The sequence below is a fragment of the Pseudomonas fluorescens genome, from assembly GCF_902498065.1.
Lineage (GTDB): Bacteria > Pseudomonadota > Gammaproteobacteria > Pseudomonadales > Pseudomonadaceae > Aquipseudomonas > Aquipseudomonas fluorescens_BJ.
The window spans coordinates 327,514-352,561 of the sequence record NZ_CABVIR010000006.1; the positions used below are offsets into that span (position 1 = coordinate 327,514).

General features: G+C 60.4%; 22 protein-coding genes and 3 pseudogenes. 4 read left to right on the plus strand and 21 right to left on the minus strand.

Annotation, left to right across the window (positions count from 1 at the left end; genetic code table 11):
* Positions 1-78 precede the first annotated feature (78 nt).
* Entirely contained in the window at positions 79-639 is a 561-nt protein-coding gene (locus F8N43_RS21780; protein WP_150654341.1) for a YbhB/YbcL family Raf kinase inhibitor-like protein, read from the minus strand.
* A 139-nt stretch (positions 640-778) separates the two neighbouring features.
* Here F8N43_RS21780 and F8N43_RS21785 point away from each other — a divergent pair, with 139 nt between their 5' ends.
* Entirely contained in the window at positions 779-2,305 is a 1,527-nt protein-coding gene (locus tag F8N43_RS21785; protein WP_150654342.1) for an apoptosis inducing factor family protein, read from the plus strand.
* 2 nt (positions 2,306-2,307) lie between these two features.
* On the opposite strand, the gene F8N43_RS21790 is transcribed toward F8N43_RS21785, so the two are convergent.
* The 9 genes from F8N43_RS21790 to F8N43_RS21830 all read right to left on the minus strand — a co-directional run bounded on the left by F8N43_RS21790 (position 2,308) and on the right by F8N43_RS21830 (position 10,830).
* Complete coding sequence (locus F8N43_RS21790; RefSeq protein ID WP_150654343.1) at positions 2,308-3,813, minus strand: YdgA family protein; 1,506 nt, start codon at positions 3,811-3,813, stop codon at positions 2,308-2,310.
* 282 nt (positions 3,814-4,095) lie between these two features.
* Positions 4,096-4,731 carry an NADH:ubiquinone oxidoreductase subunit N gene (locus tag F8N43_RS21795; RefSeq protein WP_150639960.1) on the minus strand — a complete coding sequence of 212 codons (636 nt, stop codon included), beginning with the start codon at positions 4,729-4,731 and terminating at the stop codon, positions 4,096-4,098.
* Positions 4,732-4,824: 93 nt separating this feature from the next.
* Positions 4,825-6,273: an efflux transporter outer membrane subunit gene (locus F8N43_RS21800; RefSeq protein ID WP_150654344.1), complete on the minus strand. Its 1,449-nt coding sequence runs from the start codon at positions 6,271-6,273 to the stop codon at positions 4,825-4,827.
* The gene (locus tag F8N43_RS21805; RefSeq protein ID WP_150654345.1) at positions 6,270-7,157 is read right to left on the minus strand and encodes an HlyD family secretion protein; all 888 of its coding nucleotides are present in this window, start codon (positions 7,155-7,157) and stop codon (positions 6,270-6,272) included. The genes F8N43_RS21800 and F8N43_RS21805 overlap by 4 nt, the downstream gene beginning before the upstream one ends.
* Entirely contained in the window at positions 7,154-7,363 is a 210-nt protein-coding gene (locus F8N43_RS21810; RefSeq protein WP_008034684.1) for a DUF1656 domain-containing protein, read from the minus strand. The genes F8N43_RS21805 and F8N43_RS21810 overlap by 4 nt, the downstream gene beginning before the upstream one ends.
* The gene (locus F8N43_RS21815) at positions 7,360-9,432 is read right to left on the minus strand and encodes an FUSC family protein (RefSeq protein ID WP_150654346.1); all 2,073 of its coding nucleotides are present in this window, start codon (positions 9,430-9,432) and stop codon (positions 7,360-7,362) included. Before F8N43_RS21815 ends, F8N43_RS21810 begins: the two co-directional genes overlap by 4 nt.
* A complete protein-coding gene (locus tag F8N43_RS21820; protein WP_150632933.1) occupies positions 9,429-9,857 on the minus strand; it encodes a MarR family winged helix-turn-helix transcriptional regulator in 429 nt (142 codons plus the stop codon). The genes F8N43_RS21815 and F8N43_RS21820 overlap by 4 nt, the downstream gene beginning before the upstream one ends.
* Before the next feature lie 126 nt (positions 9,858-9,983).
* Positions 9,984-10,229 (minus strand): DUF2789 domain-containing protein, encoded by a 246-nt coding sequence (locus F8N43_RS21825; protein WP_150632934.1) that lies wholly within the window; start codon positions 10,227-10,229, stop codon positions 9,984-9,986.
* Positions 10,230-10,368: 139 nt separating this feature from the next.
* Positions 10,369-10,830 (minus strand): aminoacyl-tRNA deacylase, encoded by a 462-nt coding sequence (locus F8N43_RS21830; RefSeq protein WP_150632935.1) that lies wholly within the window; start codon positions 10,828-10,830, stop codon positions 10,369-10,371.
* Positions 10,831-11,089: 259 nt separating this feature from the next.
* On the opposite strand from F8N43_RS21830, the gene F8N43_RS21835 reads away from it, so the two are divergent.
* Positions 11,090-11,620, plus strand: a complete 531-nt coding sequence (locus tag F8N43_RS21835; RefSeq protein WP_150654347.1) for an NfeD family protein — start codon at positions 11,090-11,092, stop codon at positions 11,618-11,620.
* A 2-nt stretch (positions 11,621-11,622) separates the two neighbouring features.
* Positions 11,623-12,378: a slipin family protein gene (locus F8N43_RS21840; RefSeq protein WP_008034707.1), complete on the plus strand. Its 756-nt coding sequence runs from the start codon at positions 11,623-11,625 to the stop codon at positions 12,376-12,378.
* Here F8N43_RS21840 and F8N43_RS21845 read toward each other — a convergent pair.
* The 8 genes from F8N43_RS21845 to F8N43_RS21880 form a co-directional block, all read right to left on the minus strand.
* Positions 12,375-13,046 carry a hypothetical protein gene (locus tag F8N43_RS21845; RefSeq protein WP_150654348.1) on the minus strand — a complete coding sequence of 224 codons (672 nt, stop codon included), beginning with the start codon at positions 13,044-13,046 and terminating at the stop codon, positions 12,375-12,377. The two genes, F8N43_RS21840 and F8N43_RS21845, sit on opposite strands and share 4 nt — an antisense overlap.
* A gap of 466 nt (positions 13,047-13,512) precedes the next feature.
* Entirely contained in the window at positions 13,513-14,103 is a 591-nt protein-coding gene (locus F8N43_RS21850) for a hypothetical protein (protein ID WP_150654349.1), read from the minus strand.
* 114 nt (positions 14,104-14,217) lie between these two features.
* On the minus strand, positions 14,218-15,624 hold the full coding sequence (locus tag F8N43_RS21855; RefSeq protein ID WP_412072596.1) for an efflux transporter outer membrane subunit: 1,407 nt from the start codon (positions 15,622-15,624) through the stop codon (positions 14,218-14,220).
* Positions 15,625-15,788: 164 nt separating this feature from the next.
* A complete protein-coding gene (locus F8N43_RS21860; RefSeq protein ID WP_150654351.1) occupies positions 15,789-16,850 on the minus strand; it encodes an HlyD family secretion protein in 1,062 nt (353 codons plus the stop codon).
* Between the two features lie 26 nt (positions 16,851-16,876).
* The gene (locus F8N43_RS21865; RefSeq protein WP_150654352.1) at positions 16,877-18,412 is read right to left on the minus strand and encodes an MFS transporter; all 1,536 of its coding nucleotides are present in this window, start codon (positions 18,410-18,412) and stop codon (positions 16,877-16,879) included.
* Between the two features lie 216 nt (positions 18,413-18,628).
* On the minus strand, positions 18,629-19,555 hold the full coding sequence (locus F8N43_RS21870) for a LysR family transcriptional regulator (RefSeq protein ID WP_150632942.1): 927 nt from the start codon (positions 19,553-19,555) through the stop codon (positions 18,629-18,631).
* Positions 19,556-19,631: 76 nt separating this feature from the next.
* A complete protein-coding gene (locus tag F8N43_RS21875; protein ID WP_150632943.1) occupies positions 19,632-22,178 on the minus strand; it encodes an EAL domain-containing protein in 2,547 nt (848 codons plus the stop codon).
* Positions 22,179-22,268: 90 nt separating this feature from the next.
* Positions 22,269-23,897 (minus strand): methyl-accepting chemotaxis protein, encoded by a 1,629-nt coding sequence (locus F8N43_RS21880; RefSeq protein ID WP_150654353.1) that lies wholly within the window; start codon positions 23,895-23,897, stop codon positions 22,269-22,271.
* A 222-nt stretch (positions 23,898-24,119) separates the two neighbouring features.
* Here F8N43_RS21880 and F8N43_RS21885 point away from each other — a divergent pair, with 222 nt between their 5' ends.
* The gene (locus tag F8N43_RS21885; RefSeq protein ID WP_224787844.1) at positions 24,120-24,482 is read left to right on the plus strand and encodes a helix-turn-helix domain-containing protein; all 363 of its coding nucleotides are present in this window, start codon (positions 24,120-24,122) and stop codon (positions 24,480-24,482) included.
* Here the strand turns inward: F8N43_RS21885 and F8N43_RS21890 are convergent.
* The 3 pseudogenes from F8N43_RS21890 to F8N43_RS21895 all read right to left on the minus strand — a co-directional run.
* A pseudogene (locus F8N43_RS21890) lies at positions 24,455-24,646 on the minus strand (hypothetical protein); the annotation flags it as partial. The gene F8N43_RS21885 and the pseudogene F8N43_RS21890 overlap by 28 nt on opposite strands.
* A pseudogene (locus F8N43_RS30010) lies at positions 24,639-24,743 on the minus strand (LysR family transcriptional regulator); the annotation flags it as partial. The pseudogenes F8N43_RS21890 and F8N43_RS30010, both read right to left, overlap by 8 nt.
* Positions 24,738-24,843, minus strand: a pseudogene (locus F8N43_RS21895) (LysR family transcriptional regulator); the annotation flags it as partial. The pseudogenes F8N43_RS21895 and F8N43_RS30010, both read right to left, overlap by 6 nt.
* Positions 24,844-25,048 lie beyond the last annotated feature (205 nt).

Consider the following 25,048-nt stretch of genomic DNA (forward strand, 5'->3'; position numbering starts at 1 on the left):
CCTCAGGAGGAAATTGATCCATTCATCCTCTGAGACGGGCAGCACGACCGGTTCGGGTTAAACCCGCTGAAAAAAACTTCAGCGGTGATAACGCCGCACCACGCTGCTGTTTTTCAGCACATGACCTTTGATTTTTTCCAGCAACTGCACGCGGGTCAGGCCGGCAGGCAAGGCGTCCGGAGCCAGGTCGAGGGCATAGAGCTGGATGATGTAGTGATGGGAGCTGTCGCCGACCGGCGGGCAAGGGCCGATGTAGCCGGTGGTGCCTTTGCTGTTGCTGCCAGCCACGCCTTCGAACGCGGACTTGGCGCCCACTCCGGCTGGAATCTGACGGGTTGCGGCCTTGATGCCGTAGTGAACCCAATGATCGACGCCGAGGCCTTTCTGGCCGTCCGGGTCATGCATGACGACGGCGAAGCTCTGGGTGCCTGGCGGCGCGGCAGTCCAGCTCAGGGCCGGAGACTGGTTCTTGCCGCCGCAACCGGCAGCATCGCTGGCCGCCGCCGAAGTGAACAGCCGGTTGTCCGAAACGCCGGGGATGCTGACGGTAAATCGTTCTGCGGCCTGCGCCGGAAACTGCACGCAAAGGGCGACGGCAACGGCCGCCAGCCAAGGGTTCAGAGAGGTCAATCGGGTCATACCGGAGCACCTTGTGCGGGTGAGGCCGTGGTCGGCGTGCAAACTATAGCCAAACCGTTCGTGCGGTGGCAGTGGGAATTGGCTGAACCACGGGATAGGCGCCAAACTCTTAAGTGAAACGCCTGCCTGGAGAGCGATCATGGCACTGCACCGCGTTGCCCGTTTTGCCGATGTTCCCGATAACCGTGGCCTGGAAGTTCGGATTGGGGACACCAAAATCGTCTTGCTGCGGGTCGGCGCGCAATTGCGCGCCTATCAGGGCGAATGCCCCCACGCCGGGGCGCCGCTGGCGGAGGGCGCGCTGTGTCACGGACGTCTGATTTGCCCGTGGCACAAGGCCGCATATCGGATCGAGGACGGCGCGTTGTGTGAACCGCCGTCGCTGGACAGCCTCAAGCGCTATCCCCTGGAAGTGCGCGACGACGACGTCTGGGTCGACGAAAACCCGCTTGCGGATGCTCACACCCCCCCGGCCGATGATGAACGCACGTTTGTGATTATCGGCGCTGGCGCCGCAGGCACGGCGGGTGCAGCGGCGCTGCGTGAAAAGGGTTTCGGTGGCCGCGTGCTACTGATCGACCGCGAAGCTGACGCCGGTTACGACCGCACCGTGTTGAGCAAATTCGTGATTGCCGGGGAGATGCCGCCGGACGAAGTGCCACCGCTGCGTGACGACAGCTTTTACCGCGAGCAGCGCATCGATCGCATCAACGGTGAAGTGGCGAGCCTGAATGCCAAGACCCGGACCCTGCAGCTCAAGGACGGTCAAACATTGACCTATGACGCCGCGCTGATCGCCACGGGCGGCACACCGAACGCCCTCGACGTGCCCGGCGCCGACCTGCCGCAGGTGTTCTTGCTGCGCACGAAAGATCAGGCACAAAAAATTCTGAGCGCTGCCAAACCCGGCCAGCGGGCAGTGATCATCGGCGACAGCTTTATCGCGATGGAATCCGCTGCGGCTTTACGCGAATACGGGCTGGATGTCACCGTCTTGGCCCGCCACGCGGTGCCCTTCGCCAAGCAGTTCGGCGAAACGGTCGGCAAAGCGATTCTTGCCCGCCATGTGGCCCACGGCGTGGTGTTTCATACGGAGGGCGAGGCCGCGCAAATCGAAGGTTCGAACAAAGTCGAAGCGGTGCGCCTGGATAACGGTCAGCGTTTGCCGGCGGATCTGGTATTGGTCGGCATTGGCGTCAGCCCGGCCACCGGGCCGTTCAACGATCTGCCGTTGGAAAAAGATCATTCACTCAAGGTCGATGGCGGTATGCGCGTGACCGAGGGGCTGTGGGCGGCCGGCGATATCGCGACCTTCCCGCTCAACGGCCAGCCGCAACGAATCGAGCATTGGCGCCTGGCCCAACAACAAGCGCGGATTGCAGCGGCAAACATGCTGGGCGGTGATGAACACTACCTGGATGTGCCGTACTTCTGGACCTGGCACTTCGGCAAAAACTACGACTACCTCGGTCATGCCGAAACGTGGGACGAGGTCGAGTTCAAGGGCGATCCGTACCATCCACCCTTTATCGGCCTGTTTGGCAAGAATGGCGTGGTAACCGCCGCCATCGCCTGCGATGAAGAGCGGGCGATGGCGATGCTGGCCGAGCGGATGAAACAGCCGCTGCCGGTTGACGAGGCGTGGCGGCTGATTCGGGACGTCTAGCGTTACTGGACCACGCCCGCACCACCGAGTTTGCTCATCACGAAGCCGACAAACTCTTCGACGGTCATTTTCTGGCCGTTGAATTCCACTTGATTGTTGGCGTAATGCAGTTTGCTGACGATGTCATTGCCGTCGGCTTTGGCGAATTGCGTGCCGACCGCCATGGCGCCGAACATGTCGGCGGTGGCGGTGGCTTGATCGGCAATGACCTTGGCGTCGGCCTGACCGTCGATTTGGCCCTGCACGCTGAGCAAATCAACCAGCATCGGCTTGGACACTTTGATGTTGACGTCCAGCAGGGCGATCAGCTGTTGGGTCAGTTGATCCGGCGGCAGGTCCATGGATTGTGGTTTGGTCAGGTCGAGCACCAGGTTGGCGCGGCTTTCACCGTTGGCGGTGGTGAACGACAGGTTTTCCAGAGCCACTTGCGGGCCGGCGGCCAGCAGTTTCTCCAGACCCATTTTTACCTGAGCCTCTTCCTCCGGGGTCAAGACCAGCTCGGGTGCCGGCTCGCCAGCGGCAGCCGCTTCGGCGGCGGCTTTTTCGTAGGGTTGCAGTTTGGTCTGGTAGATCTGCATCAACGACATCGTCGACGGAATATCGAGATTCTTCAGGCTCATGGCCATTTGCGCGGAGCCGACCGTCTTGCCGTTCAAGGACACTTCGCCGATCTTGTAATCGGCTCGCCCGGAAGCGTTCGTGCCCGACTCCTCGGTCTGGTTCTTCATTTCGAATTTCTTGATGCCCAACACCGACTGTTGCGCGCCGAACGTGGTTTTGCTGTCGGTCAGCTCGACGGTGTTCTCGCCGGTGTAGTAGCCGTAGGTGCTTTTGACCAGATTGCTGGCCAGGGTCAGGCCACTCAATTCGACTTTTACCGGTGTCTGGTCTTCAGCCACGGTGGTGAGTGTGAAGCTGTCCATGTAGCCGTTGGCTTTGACTTTCTGCGCCTGGGCGTTGGCCGAGACATCGAGGTTCAGGCCGGAGAATTTCAGGTGGGACTTGTCGTCCAGCGCCACATCCAGCGGCAGCAATTCGAGGGTGCCGTTGGTGGCGTTGTCGTAACCGATGTTGACCACGCCGGTGAGCGGCGATTTGTCCTTGGCCGCGGCGAACCACTTCTCGGTGATCGGGGTCTTTTCCAGTTCGTAGTGACTGGTGGCCAGGACCGGCAACAACTTCAGTGACATCAGACGCGAAAGCGGCAGCGGACCGTGTTCGATGTGATCGACAAAGAGCAATTCGACCGGCGCCTCGCCGAACATCTCGCCCTCGCCCTTGAGGCGGTAGTGCGCGGTGCTGCTGAACACGTGGCGCTCAAGCGACACCAGTTCCAGCGACGCGGTGCCGTTGGAACCGACCAGCGCGGCTTGCAGTTCTTTGTTGGCGTCGGCGATCGAGGTGTTCAGCACCCCTTCAAGTTTGGTGCCGGTGAACCAGGCACCGCCAGCGCTGATTGCACCGATGGCCACGACAATTCCAAGAAGCACGCCTGCTGATTTATTCATGAATGACCCGTTCAATTTCCGTTGTTTGAGGTGTGGTCGTCTTCCCTGAACCCATGACGGCGTACGGACACGACTGCGCTGAAAGTGCGAAGGAGATTAGCATCAGGCGCATCGGGTGGCCCAATGTTTAAAGGTTAAAGAGTGTCTATGGACCGTGCGAAGGGGTTGAGAGTTTCGGTGCACATAAAATCGCCATCGCGGGCAAGCCCGCTCCCACAGGTTCAGCGTGATCCTTGTGGGAGCGGGCTTGCCCGCGATGGCGTCAGTGCCGACGGCATCAATTCAGGAATACTGCACTTCCATCTCATCCAGCTGATGATCAAAGCTTTTCAGCCGCGCCGTCCACGTATACACCAGCACCTCGAAATCCCGATTGATCACCGCCCCGCCCGTCACGTCCGCGCGCGGGTCGCAGAAATCCAGCTGATAGCGCTCGCGGGCCATGGCGGCGGCAACATCAGAGAGTTCTCGGGCGTTGTTCAGCCAGTGCCAGTCGTCTTCGGCGATTTGCTTGTCCAGCTCAAGACATTGCTTCTTCAGCGTTTCGAGGCTCTTTTCCAGCGGCGTGCCGGTGAGCTCGCCCATGACTTCCTGGAACGTGCGCCCCGGTTGCCAGTAACTGCCCCAGAAATAACGATCGAACACCGTTTCGACCCGGCGCAGAGCGACCTTGGTGTCCCAGATCAGCACCAGCGTCTTGCCTTGTTCGAGATGTCTTTTTTTGATGCGCTGGCCCTGGAACGAAGCCCAGGCCACCACCACGATGGCCATCACGGCAATCAGTGCGGATGCGCTGTCGAGGAACACCAGTGCCTTGTCGATCTGGTGAGCCAGCATGATGCCGTAGAAATAGGTGGCCGACAGCAACACCAACGCCGCAATAGCGCACCAGAAGCCGGGAGCATAAGGGTTTTTCATTATTAGAGTCCCCATGACCAACGCGAGCCTTGATCTGCGGACTGGCGTGGCTCGTAGCGCGTCAGCCCAACACATCAAAGCATAGCAACGGCCTCAGGGTTTGCTGGTGTTCGTCGCTTGCGTTCGTCCGCTTTCCCAGCCACCGCCCAGAGCCAGGAACAAATCGATCTGGCTCATGGCAACCTGGGTGTTGGCAGAGGCCAGTTGCGCCCGCACATCGGTGTAGGTGCGCGTGGCTTGCAGATCGGCCAGGAACGATTCGCGACCGGCCGTGAAAAAGCGGTGGGTCTGGTCCGCAGCCAATTGCGCCGACTGCTCGGCATCCGCCAACGCATCGCGGCGTTGCAGCAACGCGGAATACTGGGCCAGACCGGTTTGTGTCTCGCGAATGGCGTTGAGCACCACGCCATCGAAATGCGCCAGGGCGCCTTGGGTCGCCGCTTCTGCCTCGCGGATTCGCGCCCGGGAGCCATTGGACGGCACGGTCCAGGTCAGCAATGGACCGAAGCCCCAGCGGTTGGTCGCGGGTTTGCCGAGATTCTCCAGAATACCGACGGTGCCGACGGTCGCGCCGATGCTGATGTCCGGGTACAACTCGCCGGTGGCGATGCCGATACCAGCGGTCGCGGCGGCCAGTCGGCGCTCGGCCTGACGCACATCGGGCCGGCGCTTGAGCAAGGTAACGCCGTTACCGACCGGCAATAATTGCGCGATTTTCGGCAATTCGGCGCACGTGGCGGTACCGGTCGGCAATTGGTCGACCGGTTTGGCCAACAACATCGACAAACGGAACAATCCCGCCTGACGCGCCGCTTCATAACGCGGCATGTCGGCGCGCAGGGATTTGAATTGGGTTTGCGAGCGGGTGACCTGGGTTTCATCGCCACGCCCCGCATCGCGCAAACGCTGGATCAGCGAGGTGCCTTGGGCTTGCAGGTCGAGGGAATGCTGTGCGATTTCCCGCTCTTCATTGGCCGCGCACACTTGGGTGTAGGCCCGGACGACGTCGGCCACCAAGGTGATTCGCGCCGTATCCGCCGCCGCTTGCGTCGCATCGGCATTGGCCTTGGCGGCCTCGATCCCGCGCTGCAAGGTGCCGAACAGGTCGAATTGGTACGAGGTGGTAATGCCGATGTCGCCGACGTTAGCCACCGGCACTTTTTCCGGCAGCAGGAAGGCTTCGCCGGACTCCTGCAAACGCTGGGCGCCGAGCTTTACGCCGCCACTCCAGCCTCCTGCGGCCTGGGCTTCATCAACCTGCGCGCGGGCGCGGGACAGGTTTGCGGCGGCCACGCGCAAGTCAGTGTTGGACGCCATGGCTTGCTGCACCAACTGATCCAGTCGCGGATCTTGATACAGGCGCCACCAATCGCTCGGCACCGGCGCAGAAATGACATTTTTGCCGTTCACCGCCAAGTCACCCTGAACGTCTTCCCGGTGCACGGCGGCCTCGTCCGGCAGGTGATAATCCGGCCCGACCACCTGACACGCCGACAGCAGCAGGCCTAATCCGGCCACCGCCAAACCCGAGGCCCTGCTCATTTGCCCGGCTCCTGCTGCTGGTCGTCGATGATCGACACCGTCGCGGTGCGCCCGGCAATCATTCGGAAGTCCGACGGCACGTCATCGAAGGCGATCCGCACCGGAATCCGCTGGGCCAGCCGCACCCAGCTGAACGCCGGGTTGACGTTGGGCAGCAAGTTGCTGCCGCTGCTGCGGTCGCGGTCTTCGATGCCGGCGACGATGCTTTCCACGTGCCCGCGCAGGCGAGCGCGGTCGCCAATCACGCGGATATCAACCGACTGGCCGACATGAATGCCGTCCAGTTTGGTTTCCTCGAAATAGCCGTCGATGTGAAACGAATTGCTGTCCACCACCGACAATACCGGGCGCCCGGCGGTGACGAATTCCTGCGTACGGGGCGCCCGGTCGTTGACGTAGCCGTCCACCGGGCTGCGGATGGTCGAGCGGTCGAGGTTGAGCTGGGCGCTATCCACTGCCACTTGCGCTTCCATCAACGCCACTTCGGCGCGGGCGACTCGTGATTGGCTCTCTTCCAGTTGCTCGCCCGGCACCAGATTGCCGAGGCCGCGGTTACGCTTGGCTTCGCGTTGCGCCTGCGCCAGGGTTTCCTGACGGTCGGCGACCGCCGCTTTGGCCTGACGCAGCGCGAGTTTGAAACGGTCCTGATCGATGCTGAACAGCACTTGGCCGCGTTTCACCAATTGGTTGTCGCGCACGTCGACTTGCTGAATCAGCCCGGACACGTCCGGGGCGATCTGCACGATGTCGGCGCGGATGTGCCCGTCACGGGTCCACGGCGCGAACATGTAATACATCACCATGCGCCAGACCACGACCACGCCGAAGGTCACGATCAACAGGGTCAGGACCACACGGCCGAGGGTCAAAAAAGGTTTTTTCATGTCATCAGGTATCGACTGAGTGAGTCCACAGCGCCGAGCAGCAAGGCGTAGAGAGCCACGTTGAACAATGCCCGGTGCCAGACCAGACGGTAAAAGTGCAGGCGCGTCAGCAGCCCGTGCACCAGCAGGTAAATCACATACGTAATGCCCATCAGCACCAGCAGCGTAGGCAGGAACACCCCGCTGATATCCAGATCACCGATCATAAAGGCGCTCCATCGATGCCATGGGGAAGCGGTTCTTCGAGGTCGCCGGTGCCGAGGAATTCCACCCCGGGCAGCAATGCCAGACGCAAGCCACTCAAGGCGTGCAGCAGGTGCAGACGGGCGCCGTCATCGCACTCGGGGTTCAGGGCGCGGCGCGCGCGGTCCATCGTCATCAACAACGCACTCGGTGCCGGCAAACGCTCGCCGGCCTTGAGGCAGGCTTTGAAGTACTCGCCGACCTCGGCCACGACTTGGTGCAGCAATGTTTGCGGTACGCCGAGCACACGCGGCGTGTAGGCCAGCAGGTCGAGCACGTTCAGCGCCACGCGCACTTCGCGCAACGCGACGCCGGTGTCCTGGCCGGTCATGGCCAGGCGCGGCAAATGCTGCATCAAACGGTCAAGTACCTGCACACCCAAGCGGCGATGTTCGGCCAGGGAGGCCGGCTCGGTCAGGCTGACGATGTCGCGCCAACTGAAACGGGTCAGGCGCTTGGCCGCCAGTTCCGCGCCGAACGGCCGGGCGATCAGGGTCCAGACAAACGCAAACAGCAAACCGACCGGGCCCGCCAGGTTGGAGTTGGCGAAGCTCAGGAAATCCGCGTCGTAAGCGCCCTGAATACTGATGAAGGACGAGGTGTTGACCAGCGTCAGCAGCATGCCCAGGTAAAACTGCGGCTTGACCGTCAGGGTGCCGATGCAAATGAACGGCACGGCGAACGCCAGCACCAGCATCGGGAAGTCATGCAGGTTAGGCAGCACCAGAAACAGGTAAAGGCTGGCGAACAGCACCGACATCGCCGTCCAGAAAAAGAACCGGTAAATCTGCGGCGCCGGGTCGTCCATCGAGGCGAAAAAACTGCACGCCACCGCCGCCAGAATCACCGCAGCGCCGCCGTCGGTCCAGCCGAGCAGAATCCACAATACCGAGGCGACGATGATCGCGGTGACGGTGGACGTCGCCGAATAAAGCATCAGCCCACGGTCGAGAAACGGCGACAGGCGACCGAGGCGCCAGTGCCGATACACCGCGCGCCAGCTGTCCTGGCTTTCGCACTGAATCGCGCATTGCAGACTGCGGCAGTCTTGCCACAGATCGATCCATTCGCCGAGGCGATACAGCGCGTTGGAGAACAGCAGTTGCTTGCGATCATCCAGCGCTTCGGCGGACGGTTGCAGCGCTTCGAGTTGATCTTTCAGCGTTTGCCAGCGGTCGAGGCTGGCGTCTTTGTGGTCGAGCCATTCAGTGGTCGCTGCCAGCAACGGCGCGAACTTATCCACAAGCTCCGGCGTGCGGCGTTCGAGGGCGTAGAGCGCATCGTCGAGGGCATCGATTACCGGCAGCAAATGAATCATTCGCCCGCGCAGTTCCTTGGTGTTGCGCACGGTTTGCGGGCGCGCACCTTCGTGGGGTAGCTGACCGATCATCAACTCCAGCGTATTGAATGTCGCAACCATCGCCGAACGCAGCGCGCTGACTTCATCGGGCTGCACGTTGCGGTTTAGGAATCGCAGACTGTAGGTCGAGGCATCGGTGAACCATTTGTTCACCGAGTCGTTGAACACCGGCGCCAGCCGCCGTGGCCAGAACATCGCACCAACCACTGCCGCGACGGCGATGCCGAGGAAGATCTCCTCAGTCCGCGCTTCAGCCACATCCCACACCGCCAGGGGGTTATCGACCACGGGCAAGGCGATCAGCGGCAGCGTGTAACCGGCGAGCATCAATGCGTAACTGTTGGCGGTGCGCAGGTGCAGCGACAGGAACAGCAGAATCCCGGTCCACAGCGCGATGACCACCACCAGCACATAAGGGCTCTGGACAAACATCGGCACAAAAAACACCGCCGCCGCCGCGCCCATCAATGTACCGACTGCGCGGTACAGCGCCTTGGAACTGGTCGGGCCGACGAAGGGGCTGGAAACGATGTAGACCGTGGCCATCGCCCAGTACGGACGCGGCATTTGCATGAGCATGGCGATGTACAACGCAATCATCGACGCCGCGAAAGTGCGCACACCGTAGAACCAGTCTCGCGCCGGAGGAACGCCGGTAAAAAATCCGCTCAAGGGTTCACCAACGACGGAGCACCGGCCGCTTCAAACGCTTTCAATACCCGCAACGCTGCTTCCAGATCACTCGGGGCGATCCCTTCCAGCACTTCATTGCGCAAGCGCACCAACTCGATTTCAACGGCCTGCACCAGTTCCCGACCGGTGTCAGTCAGGCTCAGGCATTTGGCGCGGCGGTCCTGCGCATCTTCGGTGCGACGAACGTAGCCGGCATGACACAGCTGATCGAGCAGCCGCACCAGCGACGGGCTCTCCATCCCGGCCGCCTGCGCCACCGTCACCTGCCGCACACCCTCGCCTAACCGGCCGATCATCAACAACGGGACGGCGCAGGCTTCGGAGATTCCATAGTTGACCAGCGTGGTCTGGCAGATCTTCCGCCAATGCCGGGCGGCCACCACCATGGAGCTGCTGATGTTCATCTGGAGAGCGTCGAGGTTTTTTGACACGAGAGAAAAGACACACTGTTAGTTTGCTAACTATCAATATGTCATTGGAGGGGGAAGTTGGTCAAGTTTTGAAACAATTCTTAGGCAGATGATCGATTTTTAACCACCGCGTCCTTTTCGCAACAGCACATCCAACTGATCCACCACTTCCGCCCAATCCGCGTCATCGAGAATATCGTCGCGCAAAAACTGCGCCTGGCTCTCGCTCCAGAAAAAAGCATCGGCCAAATGCAATTCCGGTTTGAGCGGTGAGTGGGTAGCGATGAATTTATCGATGCTTTCGGCGTCATCCGGCAGGCCGAGTTGTTTGAACAGGGAGGGGAGGCTGTGGGTTGGGGATTCCATGTCGGGCTCCTTGGGAATGGCAAAGGATGGGCGACTGCTGCGCAGTCAATCGCGGGCAATCCACGCTCCCACAGGAATGGCGAGATCCCTGTGGGAGCGTGGCTTGCCCGCGAAGGCGATGTAACGGACGCCGCAAAAACTAATAGCTCAACTCCCGCACTTCGGCATGCGGCACCATTTTCAGAAACTCCGGCATGTTCATGTGCAGCAGGTTGGTGTGGTTGCCGGCTTCCAGATAAATGTCTTTCTGCCGGGTCAGCAGTGGGTCAATAACCACGTCCAGCCCATAGGCCTCGCCCAGGGCCGGCACCGCGCCACGTTCGCAATCATCGAACAGGTGCGGCAGATTGCTTTCCCGGGAGACCTGCCATTCGCCGCTGCTGCGCACTTTGCTCAGATCCAGGTGACGACTCGCCGGCAGCACGGCCATCAAGTAATGGCCGTGGTGATCGTCAAGAATCACCGATTTGGCCACCCGTTCGGCAGGAATGCCCGCGACACGCGCCGTTTCAAGGCTGCTGGCCGAGTGAGGGTGGGTAACGATGTCAAATTCGCAGCGCGCCTTTTCCAGGCTTCTCTGCACGGTTCTTGCCATACGCATGATGCACCTCGGTGTCCGCGACAACGTTGCGGACGATGAATAAACCTTTTCTCACCACTGAAAAGTCTAGGCCTGATGACGACACCGCGTGGGAAATCTGCCCACCGGAACAATGTCGAAAATTGACTAAAAATCGTACAACCCATTGCTCGACTAGACTGTATTTAGCGATGGGCGTTATCGGGAATGCGGACTGAATGGATGGGCGAGGCGCTCTCAGGTTCATCGCGAGCAAGCTCGCACCTACAAGGAGGGCCAAGTGAACATTCGTTGCTGTGCACTTGCATTGCTGTTGGCCTTGAGCGGATCGGCGTTCGCGGCCGACACCATCGTGCTGATTCCCAACCCCATGGGGATCTGGCTGATCACCTTCGGCGTCGCGTTTCTGATCGCCGAAGCTGCCTTGCCCAACTACGGCGTGATCGGCTTGGGTGGCATCGTGATGTTCGTCATTGGCGCGGTGATCCTGACCAACACCGAGGTGCCTGTGCCATTGATGATCGGCCTGGGACTGATCAGTGCATTGCTGCTGATCTTCCTGCTCATCCACGCGCTGAAGACCCGTCCGCGCCAGACCGTCAGCGGCGATGCCGGACTGGTTGGCAGCGTGACCCCGGTGATGTCGTTGCAGCCGGGCAATGCCTGCAACGGCTGGGTGCATCTGCAAGGCGAGCAGTGGCAAGTACTCAGCGCCACGCCACTGCAACCCGGGCAACAGGTCCGGGTGGTGGCACGCAAGGGATTAGTGCTGAAAGTGGCCGCGGCTGACGCGGCGCCGGGTGGAGAATAACCATGGGCCTGCAATTGGGTTTTGCCGCGCTGCTGTTGTTGGTGATTGCGCTGGCGGGATCGACGTTTCGCATCCTGCGCGAATACGAGCGCGGGGTGGTGTTCCAGCTCGGTCGTTTCTGGCAAGTCAAAGGCCCTGGCCTGATCCTGCTGATTCCCGTGGTGCAGCAAATGGTTCGCGTCGATTTGCGTACCGTGGTGCTCGATGTGCCGCCGCAAGACGTGATCACCCGCGACAACGTCTCGGTCAAGGTCAACGCGGTGCTGTACTTCCGAGTGCTCGACCCGCAGAAAGCGATCATCCAGGTCGAAGATTTCCTGATGGCCACCAGCCAACTGGCCCAGACCACCCTGCGCGCAGTGCTCGGCAAACACGAACTCGATGAACTGCTGGCCGAACGCGAACGGTTGAACATCGACATCCAGCAAGTGCTCGATGCCCAGACCGACGCCTGGGGCATCAAGGTCGCCAACGTCGAAATCAAACACGTGGACCTCAACGAATCGATGGTCCGCGCCATCGCCAAGCAGGCGGAAGCCGAGCGTGAACGTCGGGCCAAGGTCATCCACGCCGAAGGCGAATTGCAAGCTTCGGAAAAGCTCATGCAGGCCGCCGAAATGCTCGGACGTCAGCCGGGCGCCATGCAGCTGCGGTACATGCAGACCCTGAGCTCGATTGCCGGGGACAAGAGTTCGACCATCGTCTTTCCACTGCCAATCGAGCTGCTCAAGGGCATGGCGGATTTGTCGAAACCTTAAGGACAACCCTCGTCCGGACAGATCGCGTACAGCCGCGCCAGCGTGTCGTCGACTTTCAGCTCATCGATGGCTTTCCAGCCACTGGGTACCGGCGCGAAATCATAAGGTGCTTCGCTGCTGCTGATCAGCCAGACACGCCCGGTGCCACGCGGTAAGTCCGTCAGTGTATCGAGGTAGATTTTTTCGCCACTGTCCTCGACCAACGTGCCAAATCCGTATGCATTGGGGCGACCCGAGCGTCCGTCGGGCTGCGGCGGCGTGTAAAGCATCGGCGCAGCAGCCGTGCGGTTGTAATAGACGTAACTGAAGTACCAGAACAGATCGCTGACCACGATGCGATCTCCGGCGACGTACTGCTGGTTCACGTAGTCGACCATTCGATCGATTCGATCCGGAGCGGTGGTGTAAATGTTCTTCAGTCCGACACCTTGCACGCCGATTACCAGCAGCAACCCCGCCAGCGCCCACACCCGGTAGAGCTCGGCGAGCCGATCAAGCGCTATGGCCAGAATGATCGGCAAGCCCGGCGCCGCAAACATCAGGTAACGATCCACCAACAGCGGGGTCGCCAGCGAGGCCAGCGCAATCACCAGCAACGGGACGAGCGTGTACGCCGCAATCAGTGCGTTGAATCGGTATTCGCTGCGGTCCGCTCGAAGGATCAACATCGTCACCCACCACCAGCGGCAACAGGACAAAGACTAGCCCCGGGAGCCCAAGGCCTTCGTCATAGGTCAGAAATTGCCAGAGGACCGACGGCATCGACGTGAGGGTTTCCGGCTCGATCCAGCCCACATCCCCGCCGAGCTTGAGTTGCTCCAGGTGCTGCAGTTGATCCACCAGACTGGGAATCCACGGCATATAGAGCGCGACGATGGCGACGTTGGCTAGCCACCACGCCGGGCGCGTGAAACCAGGTCAGCGCGGGTGAGTATTGGCTCAACAGCAGGCTGGAGCCTTCATCGCACCAGATGGCCGAGTCAGTGAGGCCATAGAGACGAACGACGGCGGCGAGGATCAGGATCGGCAACAACCCGCATCGACCGGAGCCATCGCTGCGCCATCGAGTTGACCTGACTCACAGCAGCCATCCGCCCTTCCTTGCCCACGAGGTTCACACATCCTCAGGGAGTTTCACGGAGTTGCACCCTCTAACGGTCCGCCCTGCACAAGAAAATAGAAGGTGAGTATCACCAACCCCCACCAGCTCAATCCCAGACCTACCCAGATACCGTTAGCGAACGTCAGCGTCGAGTTAACCGGCTCTTCAACACCATACTCCGAGAAATTGATTGCCGCTTGCACGCGCATGAGGCAACAGGTCAGCAAGAGCAAAACCAATAGAAACAAAGCGAAGCTGACGTGCGCGTCCAGAACCCATACCCGCGTTGCACCCGCACACGCTGCCAGGATCACAGCCAGCGCCAGGCTGCGTGGATACCAGCGGTATTGTCGGCCTGAAGCGAGTATTCGTCGGTCGACTTTCATAAAGAGCGAGTACACAAAAAAAACACCCGTAACTGTGCGTACCAATGGCAGAACCTTATTGCCGGTGGCAGCACGGTAAAGCCTCCAGTTTTTATAGGTCCAATAGGTCCAGTACAAACCGAATGTCGAGACAAACAGCAGCGCAAACTTGCTTTGGCCAACGACATAAAAGGCTGGACGCTTTGGCGATGTTTCCAGCAGTTCAACTGAAAAGGGCTTACCGGAACTGACGATCATAGAAGTGCGCAACCTTGCTCAAGGAATTCGCGAAAATGCTAACGCTCGAATGGCCTGGACAATGCCCACACAAAAAAAACAGGACGATTCCTACTTTCAGGTTCCCTATTTCACTCAGCGCTGCACCGACAGCGGATACACCGACTCCCATCCCCCACCCAACGCCTTGTACAACCCCACCATCGCCAGCGACACCCCGGTCGAGCTCTCGACCCATTGCTGCTGCGTCGCCAGCAACTCGCCTTGCACGGTGAGGACATTGACGAAATCCACCACGCCTTCCACGTACTGCTGTTGCGCGGCGCGCAGGGCGATTCGGTTTTGGCGCACGGCTTCGGCGAGGCTGTCGCGGCGCAGTTGGCTGGCGTTGTAGGCGCTCAGTTGATCGTCGATTTCGTGCCAGGCGCGCAGCACGGTTTGCTGGTAGGCGATGGCGGCTTCTTGTTGTTGCGCTTCACGCAGGTTCAACACGCCGCGCAGGCGCCCGCCGTCGAACAACGGCAGGCTGAATTGCGGGCCGATGCCAAAAGCACGTGAGCCCCACGAGCCGAAATCGCTCAGTTGCATGGCTTGCGAACCGAGGTTGCCCGACAGGGTGATACGCGGATAGAAATCGCCCTTGGCCACGCCAATGTTCGCGGTGGCGGCATGCAAACGGGCTTCGGCCTGCCGAATGTCCGGGCGGCGTTCGGCCAGTTGCGACGGCAGGCCGATGGCGACCTGCTGCGGGGTTTGTGGCACTGGCGCGTCGGTGGACAACTCGACGTGCAGCGCTTGCGGCGGTTCGCCCATTAACAGGCTCAGGGCATTGATCAGTTGCGATTGGCGTTGCTCCAGCGCCGGCAAGCGCGATTCGATAGCCGCGACTTGCGCGGCGGCTTCGGCGACATCCAGGTCGGTGGCGACACCGTCGGCCAGGCGCAGTTGCGACAGCTTCAGGCTATGGCGGGCGACATCGAGGTTCTGCTCGGTGACGGCTCGTGTGCTCTGCACCCCACGCAGTTGAATGTAGTCCTGGGCGGTTTCGGCGAGCACCGACAACAGCACACCGCGCTGGTCGTTTTCCGCGACCTCAAGGGTGGCATCAGCCGCTTCGGTTTCGCGCCGCACACGGCCCCAGAAATCCAGTTCCCAGGAGGCCGAGAAACCTGCGTCCCACAGGTTAAACGCCGAGTCACCGTTGTGCCCCGACGGATCGCTCAGGCCTTCACCGCTGTTGCGTTTGCGCCCGTAGCTGCCGGTGGCGGCGGTGTTGGGATAGCGTTCGGCGGTGATCACCTGGCGCGCAGCGCGGCTTTGCTGCAAGCGGCTGCTGGCGAGTTTCAGGTCGAGGTTGTCGGTCAGTGCGCGCTGGGTCAGGGCCGACAGTTTCGGGTCTTGGAAAACGTCCCACCAGTGTTCGTCCATGTCAGCGGTTATCACTTCGCTGGCGGCGGCTTTCGACGGTTTCGACCACCCGGCCACTTGCCGGGTTTGAGGCTTCTGAAAATCAGGGCCGACTGTGCAGGCGGTGAGGCTCATGACCAACAAGGCACAAAAGGTCAGTTGAGGCAGACGGCCTCTTCGCGAGCAGGTTCGCACACAGGGGATCTCCATTTGTGCTGAGATTGTGGTCGTTGCGTAAATCCACTGTGGGAGCGAGACCGGCTTGCCGGCGATGGGGCCAGCCCGGTTAACAAACATTTTCATCGCTGAGCAACCTCATGCTCACCGGTGTCAGCCGTATCAATACTCGCCTCCACCGACATCCCCACCCGCAAACGCTCAGCCAGAGGCTGGCCCGGATCGAGGACGATTTTCACCGGAATCCGCTGCACAACCTTGGTGAAGTTACCGGTCGCGTTGTCCGGTTTGATCGACGCGAAGGTCACCCCGGTGGCAGGCGCAATGCTCTCGACGCGACCGCGCAATGCTTCGCCGCCAAGGCTGTCGACGCGCACCTGCACGCCTTGCCCCGGTTGCACGTCGGTCAATTGGGTTTCCTGAAAGTTGGCGACCACATAAGCCTGTGCCAATGGCACCACCGCCAGCAGCTTGCTGCCGGGTGTGACATACGCACCGACACGCACGGCGCGCTCGCCGACCATGCCGTCCTGCGGCGCGACGATGCGCGTATAGGACAGCTCAAAGCTGGCCATTTCCAGCGCCGCTTGCGCGCGTTTCAACCCACCGTCTGCCGCATCGCGCTGGGCGGTGAGGATTTCCACTTGCTTGCGTTCCGCCGCCAACACCGCCGTCGCATTGGCCAACCGGGCGCTGGCCTGATCGATACGCGTGCGGGCTTGCTGAGCGTTCTGCACCGTCCCCGCGCCAACACGGGCAAGGTGGTTGTAGCGGTTCAATTCATGTTCGGCGAAGGCCATTTCCGCCTTGGCCGACACGACCGTGGCTTGCGCCTGAGCAATCACCGACGTCTGGCGCTCAAGGGTTGCGCGGGCGTTTTGCAGTTGCGCCCGCGCCACCAGCGTTTCGGCATCCGCGGCCTGAGCGGCAGCGCGCAAATCCCGGTCATCGATCAGCGCCAGCAACTGCCCGGCCTGGACCTGTTGATTATCTTCCACCAGCACTTCCTTGATGAACCCGGCAACGCGGGGCACGACCAAGGTGAAGTCGGCAGAGACAAAGGCGTCATTGGTGTTCTGTTGCGTGCGTTTGCCGAAAATCCCCGGCGCCAACAGATACACCAGCACGCCGACCACCATCACGGCGACAATTGCGACGGCCACTTTTTGCTTGGATTGAGTCATAAAAACCTTCTGTTTCAGCGAAGCATTCATGTCGGTGCACGCGGCGGATAGATTCGCGTCGGCAGCCAGAAAATCAGCAGGATCAGCGCCAGCGCGACGCCGCTCATGCACAGATAAAGGTCCGAGGCCGTCAGCACCACGGCTTGCTCATGCAGCCGGTGGGCAAGGCCCGCGCTGTCGCTGTCGGCCAGCGGCGAGTTGCCGAGGCGGTCCACCAGCATGGTCGAGTGAAAGTGCAGCCTTGACGTGGTCAGCGCGTCGATGACACCCGTGGCGATCACCGCCGACAGACCCTTTACGGTGTTGAACCATGCCGAAGCGAACGGCCCTTCCATCGGACTGATGCTGCCGGTGGAGAGCATCAACAGCGGCAACACCGCCATCGGCTGACCGAAGATTTGCAGCAGTTGCAGCACGTAGAAATCGTCGCGAATCCACACCGACGTCAGCTGCGAGCCACCGATGCACGACAGCGCCAGCATGCTCAGGCCGATCCCCAACACCCAGCGGCAATCGACCCAGCGCAGGTTGCACAGCGCCGCCACCAAGGGCAGCGCAAGCAACTGTGGCAGGGCCGCCAGCAACATGACCGGCGCCGTCTGCACCGGGCGATAACCCTGAACCTGCGCGAGGTAACTGGACGGAATGATGATCACCGCCAGCAAGATCACCAGCACGCCGGCCAGGGTCAGCAAGGCAAACGACAGGTTGCGGATGCCGAGCATCTGCATTTTGAAAAACGGAATCGGCTGCGACCACTCGTTGATCAGGAACAGCACCAGCAACACCAGCCCGCCGCCGAGCAAGCCACAGATCAGCGTCGACTCGAACCAGTCCAGCCGATTGCCCTGCAGGATGCCGATCACCAGCATGCAGATCGCCGGAAACCCCAGCAGTAATCCGCGCCAGTTGAACTGCCTGAAACGCTCGAGGCGCAGCGGATCCTGGGGTAAGCCGTAGGCCACCGCCGCCATGGCGATCAGGCACGGCGCGACGATTTGCCAGAACGTCCATTGCCAGCCGACATGCTCGGTCCACAACCCGGCCAGCGGCGTGCCGAGCCCCGGACCGAAGGTGGCCGTGAGGGCATACCCGGCCAGGCCGTAGAGCTTCACGTTGGCCGGCAAAAAACGCAGGGCGACGGTCATCAACATCGGCGGCAAGGCACCGCCCGCCAGACCTTGAACAGTGCGCATGAGCAGCAGGCTTTCGTAGTTCGGGGCGAACGGACAAAGCACGCCCAACACCGTGAACACGCTGATCGCGCAGAGGGTGAAGCGCCGCAACGAGAACGTCACCGAACACCACGGCGCGAATGCCATCGCGGCCACCGAGGTCGCGGTGTAACTGGCGACCAGCCAGGTGCCTTCGTCGTAGCCGATGGCCAATGCGCCGCGAATGTCGGCGAGAGCGACCTTGGTCACCATCTCGTTCAGACCCGACACCAGCACCGCCAGCAACACGCCCACCAGACCGATGATGATCCGCGGGCCGAACACCGGTGGCGTCATGGTGGAGGGACTGGCCGTGGCGAGAGGGGCCGGGGCCGTGAGGGACGTCATGGACTGCAAGCTCCGGGATTTGAATACCGAAGCATTTTAGGAAGTGTGGAAGCTGACGAAAATCAACTTATTGGTAGGTTATAAGTGCGTTCCATGCAGCAATGCAGAACCCCTGTGGGAGCGAGCCTGCACGCGATGGGGCACTTACATTCAACATCATCTTTGTCTGATCTACCGTTATCGCGAGCAGGCTCGCTCCCACAGGGAATCATTTGATCAACCTGAAGTCGGCTGTGCAGCCAGCCACGTTTCGTCGCAGCAGGTTTTTAGTGTTTCTCGCATCCAGCGATGCGCCGGGTCTTTGTCGAAGCGCGGGTGCCAGGCCTGGGTCAGCATCAGGGTCGGCAACGGGATCGGCAGGGTGAACGAGCGTAATTTCAAGCCCAGCCGTCGCACGCTCAACAGCGCTTCCTTGGGCACCGGCAGAATCAGATCGGAATCAGGCAAGGCAAACATCGCCGCATGGAAACTCGGTGCTATCACCGCAACCCGGCGCTCCAGGCCCAAGGCATTGAGCGCCGTATCAATCGGCCCGCGAGCGATGCCGCGACGAGACACGCTGATGTGAGAAAACCCGGCATAGCGTTCGGCGGTGATCTCTTCATCAAACAGCGGGTGGTCGTCGCGCACCAGGCCGACAAAGTGCGTGGAGAACAGGGTCTGCACCTTCACTTCCGGCATCAACGGCCGATTGTTGCTGACGCTTAAATCGATGCGCCCTTCACGCAGCGCTTCGTCATCCCCATCGCCCTCCGGAACGAAGCGCAATTCGCAGTGCGGCGCCTGCCGCTCCATGGTGTCGAACAGCTTGCCGCCGTAGACCCCGACAAAGAAATCGTTGGCGCGAATGCTGAAGCGTCGGCGCAAACTGCCCAGCTCTACGTCATCAGCGGATCGGAACAACAACGCGGCCTGCTCCACCACCTCCCGCACCTGTTCGCGCAACGCCAATGCCTTGGGCGTCGGCACCAGGCCGCGGCCGGCACGTACCAGGATCGGATCGCCGATGGCCTCGCGGATCCGCGTCAACGTCCGGCTCATGGCTGCCGGGCTTAGATTCATGCGGCGCGCGGCGCCTACCACGCTGCCTTCGTCGAGCAAGGCGTCGAGGGCGACCAGAAGATTCATGTCCGGGAGTTGCATACTGGGCACTCGTGACTGATCTGGATTGATTCAGACGCAATGCTAGCAGCTCGAACAAGCGCGTCGAAGGCCACGCTTACTCGCAGTACGAGCGATCCTCGAGCCAAAGCCTCAACCCCGGCGCCGATAGCGGCCTTGAAATCAGATAGCCCTGGCCGACGTGATAGCCCTGCTCTTGCAGAATGCGTTGCTGGCCCAGCGTTTCAATACCTTCGGCCACCACGCGTAATTTCAGGCTCTCGCCAATACGGATTACCGCTTCGCTCAAGGCCTGACTGGTGGTGTCATGTTCCAGGTCATGAACAAAGCTGCGATCGAGCTTGAGTTCCTGGATAGGAATTCGACGCAGATAGCTAAGGCTCGAATAACCCGTGCCGAAATCATCCATGGCCAGGCGAATCCCCAGGGCGTGCACCTCGTTGATCGTGGTCAGGGTATCGGGATTGCTGTCCATCAGGACGTTTTCGGTAATTTCCAGCGTCAGGTCGGAAGTTTTCAGCTGCTGCTCGGCGAGGATCCCGATCAGCATGCCGGGCAATCCCCGATTATGGAAATTGGTGGGTGACAGATTGACTGATATGGCGGGCACCTCAAGCCCTTCGCGACGCCAGGCGGCCAGTTGGCGGCAGGCTTCACGCAGGGCCCATTGTCCAAGCTCGACAATCAACCCGCACTCCTCGGCGAGTGGAATAAAGCAGCCGGGCGAGATATCGCCCAGATGTGGATGCCTCCAGCGAGCCAAGGCCTCCACGCCGTAAAGATCATTGCCCTGCAGATTGATTTGCGGCTGATAGACCAAGTGCAACAGATGTTGATCAATAGCTTCACGCAATGCCGCCTCAAGGTTCAAGCGTCCGCGCGCCAACTGATCAAGGCCTTGGCTGAAGAAGCTGACACACCCCCGCCCGCTGGTCTTGGCTTGATACATGGCCATATCGGCGCGATGCAGCAGAGTCTCCATGGAACGGCCATCGTCAGGAAACAGGCTGACACCGATACTTGCCGATGGTTTGAGCGTTACACCCGCAATCTCGCAGGGCGCGCACAGTTCACATCTCAAATGCTCGATCACGACCTGGGCCTGCGCCAATGCGCACTGGGGCAACACCACGACAAACTCATCACCCGATAATCTGCTCACGATGTCGACCTTGCGCCGATACTTGCCCAGGCGCCGGGCGATCATTCGCAGAAACTCATCACCGGCCGGATGCCCCAGCGAATCATTGACCTGCTTGAAGCGGTCCAGGTCAATAAACAGGACGGTGAGCGGCGTGTCATCGCGTGAGGCTTCGGCGATGGCCTGGTCCGCGCGGGCGCTAAGCAGGTTGCGGTTGGGCAGACCGGTCAAGTCGTCATAAAAAGCCAGTTGGCGGATATGCGCGCGTGATTCCTCGCGCTCAAGGGCCAATGCACACAAGTAAATACTGGCACTGACCAATTGCTGATGCAGCAACGAAGGCTCACGGGGCTCGTGATAGTAAAACGCAAAAGTACCCAACACCCGGCCCGAGCTGGATTTGATCGGCGTCGACCAGCAGGCCCTGAGGCCCAAGGGCAACGCCAAATCACGAAAGCGGACCCAGAACGGATGACTGGCAATGTCACGGACCATCACCGCCGTGCCGCTGAACGCAGCGGCGCCGCAAGAGCCGACGCCCGGTCCGATAGCCACATTATCCAACGCCGCACAGTAGCTGGCCGGCAGATCAGGAGCCGCCAGGGTCCGCAATCGCCCGCTATCATCGACACTCAAAATCGAGGCGACCACTTCCGGCGCGACCCTCTGGACCTCCTTGCATACCAGGCCCATCAACGACTCTATCGACTCCTCCTGTACCATCGCCTCAAGCATCTTGTGACGCAGGATCTCCGGCATTCGAGAGTGAGTGACGTCGATCATCACGCTGACGGTATTGAGCAGATTGCCGTGGTCGTCACACACCGGGTAAATCGTGACATCGCACCAAACCCGGCGCCCCTCGCGCAGGTAGCCGACAGCCTCTGAGCGGTAGACCTCGCCACGCGTTACCTGCCCGTTGATGGCGGCAATGGTCTGCTGATCAAAATCCGGCGCGATCACGCTATCGAGCGTGCGTCCGCGGACCTGATCGAGGTCGTACCCGAACATCCGGGTGAACCCACCGTTGGCGTACACCATGCTCCATTGACCGTCGGTGATGATGATGGCGTTTTCCGTGGTGTCGACCACCAGCGACAGCAGTTGCAGGCGTTCGTGCTCCTTGTGTTGACGGGTTATGTCCTTGACGATCGCGACATAGAACAGCTGCCCTGAAGCATTGACTCTGGAGATGGACATGGCTCCCCAGCGGTGATCACCGTCCGGCCGTTCGATCAACACGTCTCGACTGCTACCGACAATCCTGTTGATGCCGCTCCGTCTGTTGGCGTCAATGTAACTGTCGTGATCAGCCCGGATCATGTCCGGCACCAGCAAGCGGACGTTCTGGCCGAGCACCTGATCGCGCTCATTGCCCCATAGGGTCTCAGCGGCATCATTGAACAAAATGACCCGATTCTGGCTGTCGATGACCACAACGCTATCAATGGATTGCGCGAGTGCCTGGGTAAAGATGGGTGAAAAATCCTGAACATCCGACATGCCGATGACTCACTGATAACGCTTTAACGTACAAGGCTCCATGCTGCGTCAGGTTTGCCGAGCCAACCGGTCTTCCAGAATTCCCCGGCGTCAGGTCTTGAAGTGCCGCACCATCGAGCTCAGTTCGGAGGCCAGGCGCGACAATTCGCTGCTGGCCGAACTCGTCTGATGAGCGCCGTCAGCCGCGCGGGTCGACAATTCACGAATATTCAACAGGTTTCGATCCACTTCATGGGCAACCTTGGCCTGCTCCTCGGTGGCGCTGGCGATCACCAGGTTGCGTTCGGTTATCTCGTGCACTGCGGCAAAGATCGCCTCAAGCGCCTGACCGGCTGCTTCCGTCGCTTGCAACGAACTACTGGCCCTCAAGGTACTGGCGTCCATGGCGTTGACGGCCTGGTGCGTGCCGCTCTGGATTCCGGCAATCATCTGTTCGATTTCCCGGGTCGACTCCTGAGTGCGATAAGCCAGGGTCCGCACCTCGTCTGCGACGACAGCAAACCCGCGCCCCGCTTCACCGGCTCGCGCAGCTTCAATAGCGGCATTGAGCGCCAGCAAATTCGTCTGGTCAGAAATACTGCGGATCACCTCCAGTACCTTGCCGATGTCGCGAGTCTGGGTGGCCAGGTCCTGTACCAGGGCGGAACTGGTGCTGATCTCCCGGCTCATGGCGTCCACCTCCTCAAGCGTGGTTTGCACCTGCCGACGACTTTGACCCGCCAATTGATTGGTCGCGTTGGAGGCCTCTGATGTGGACACTGCGTTTCTCGCGACTTCTTCGACTGCCGCCGTCATCTCGGTGACAGCGGTGACCGCTTGTTCAAGCTCGTTGTGCTGCTGATTCAGGCCGTGATTGCTTTCCACCGTGACCCGGCTCAATTGCTCGGCAGAACTGGCCAATTGATGGGCGTATTGGCTGATCTGCTCGATGGTCTGACGCTGGCTGATCTGCATCTGCTGCAACCCCAGGAATAGCTGACCGATCTCGTTGCTCGACTGCACATCGATCGGATGTCGCAAATCCCCCGAGGCGATTTCCTCGAAATGCTGCCCTGCCTCACGCAGTGGGCGCAGCACGCGGCTGGCGATAAACCACCAGCAACCGGCCACTAACAACCCGGCGATCACAAACAGAATCAACGCCTGAGCCTGGGCCATGCCGTAGCGGGAATGGGCCTGATCCATGATTGCGGCGGTTTGCACATCGAGCTGCTTTTCGAAGCCGACCAGAGCCATGTCAAACCGGTCGTTAGCCGTCCGCGCCTTGAGATTGACCTCGATGTAACGCGCTTCCGATCCTTGGCTCAGCGCCTGCATCTGCTCCTCCAGGGTATCGCGATACACCACGAAAGCCTGCTGCAACTCATCGCTCTGAAGGGTCGAATGGCTACTCTTCTCATGCGCAGCAAACGTGTCGAAGTAATCGATGGCTTCCTGAAACAGGTTCGTCGCCCGCTGCAGGCTGGCCTGGGCCTTGACGGTATCGCCCGTGCGCGTTTCGAGGAATGCCCCCGCCATGCCCACGCGGGAACGCAATAGACGCAGATAGGCCAGGTGCACCCGACTGTTCTGGGTGACCCCGACCTGATGCAGGTTTTGGATCTGCTCATCGCTGCTCAGCGCGCTGCGCCAACTGGTCAACGACGAAACCAGTAATGCACAGACGAACAATGCAAGCACCCAGAACATGCCTGTTCGGATTTTCAGATGAGTCAGCATTTTGGACAGTTCTCAGTTGTACGGGCGGTCACCAGCCAAAAAGCCAGCATCAAATTACACCACATCCTATAGGGGCAATTTGACATGAATCAAACAAACAATGACGTAATACATCAATACCTTCGTCGTATAACATCATTCGCTTGAACGTAGTAAGTGCGCAAAATGTCACATAACTACGGAAAATTGACGCTGGAGGTCAAAATCATGAAGGAGCGCACAGTGACAGATCATGTGGGTGCCGCAATCGCAGCCCGCCGTAAAGCAAAGGGCCTGACTCAGGCTCATATTGCCGAAGCTATCGGCGTGGAAAAAGAGACGGTCAGCCGCATGGAAAATGGCGTGATTTCCCTGACCCTGACACGCCTGCAGCAAATGTCCGAGGTGCTCGATTGCTCGCTTAGCGATCTGGTGCGCACCAACGCCCATGACTCCCACAGCCAGTCCCAGAACATCAATGAGCTGATTCAGAGCCTGCCGGCCGGTGAACGAGTGTTGGTGGTTAATTTCGTTGCTGAAATCGTCAAGGTGCTGAAATCCAGAGAGCCGGTTCAACACTATGATTCGAGCGCTGGCCGACGATAGAGCCCCCAGCGCCTCACCGTCACCCGCTCCAGCGAATCAAACACCAGGTTCTCCACCTGCAACCCAATCAAAATCACCACCGCCAACTCGGCAAACACCTTGTCGGTGTACAGCGCTTTGCGGTTCTGAAAGATGTGCCAACCCAATCCACCCTTGCGGCAGGATAAAGGAGCGCAATTTCAAGCCCAGACGCCGCACGCTCAACAGTGCTTCCTTGGGCACCGGCAGAATCAGATCGGAATCAGGCAAGGCAAACATCGCCGTCGGGCTGAGGTTCATCCGCCGTGCAGCGCCCCACCACACTGCCCTCGCCGAGCAAGGCGTCGAGGGCGATCAGAAGATTCATGTCCGGGAGTTGCATGCTGAACACTCGTGGCTGATCTGGATTGATTCGGACGCAGCTCTAGCAGCTAATCCACGCTGCAGGAGCAAGCTTGCTCGCGATGAACGATAACGCGGTCCGCACGTGGGACCGAATCGCGCCACTCGCAAGCAAGCGATGCTCATACGGGGGCAGCTGTGTTGAACTCGGGGCTCTAAAACTAGCAGTTCTGATAGTTCTCAAC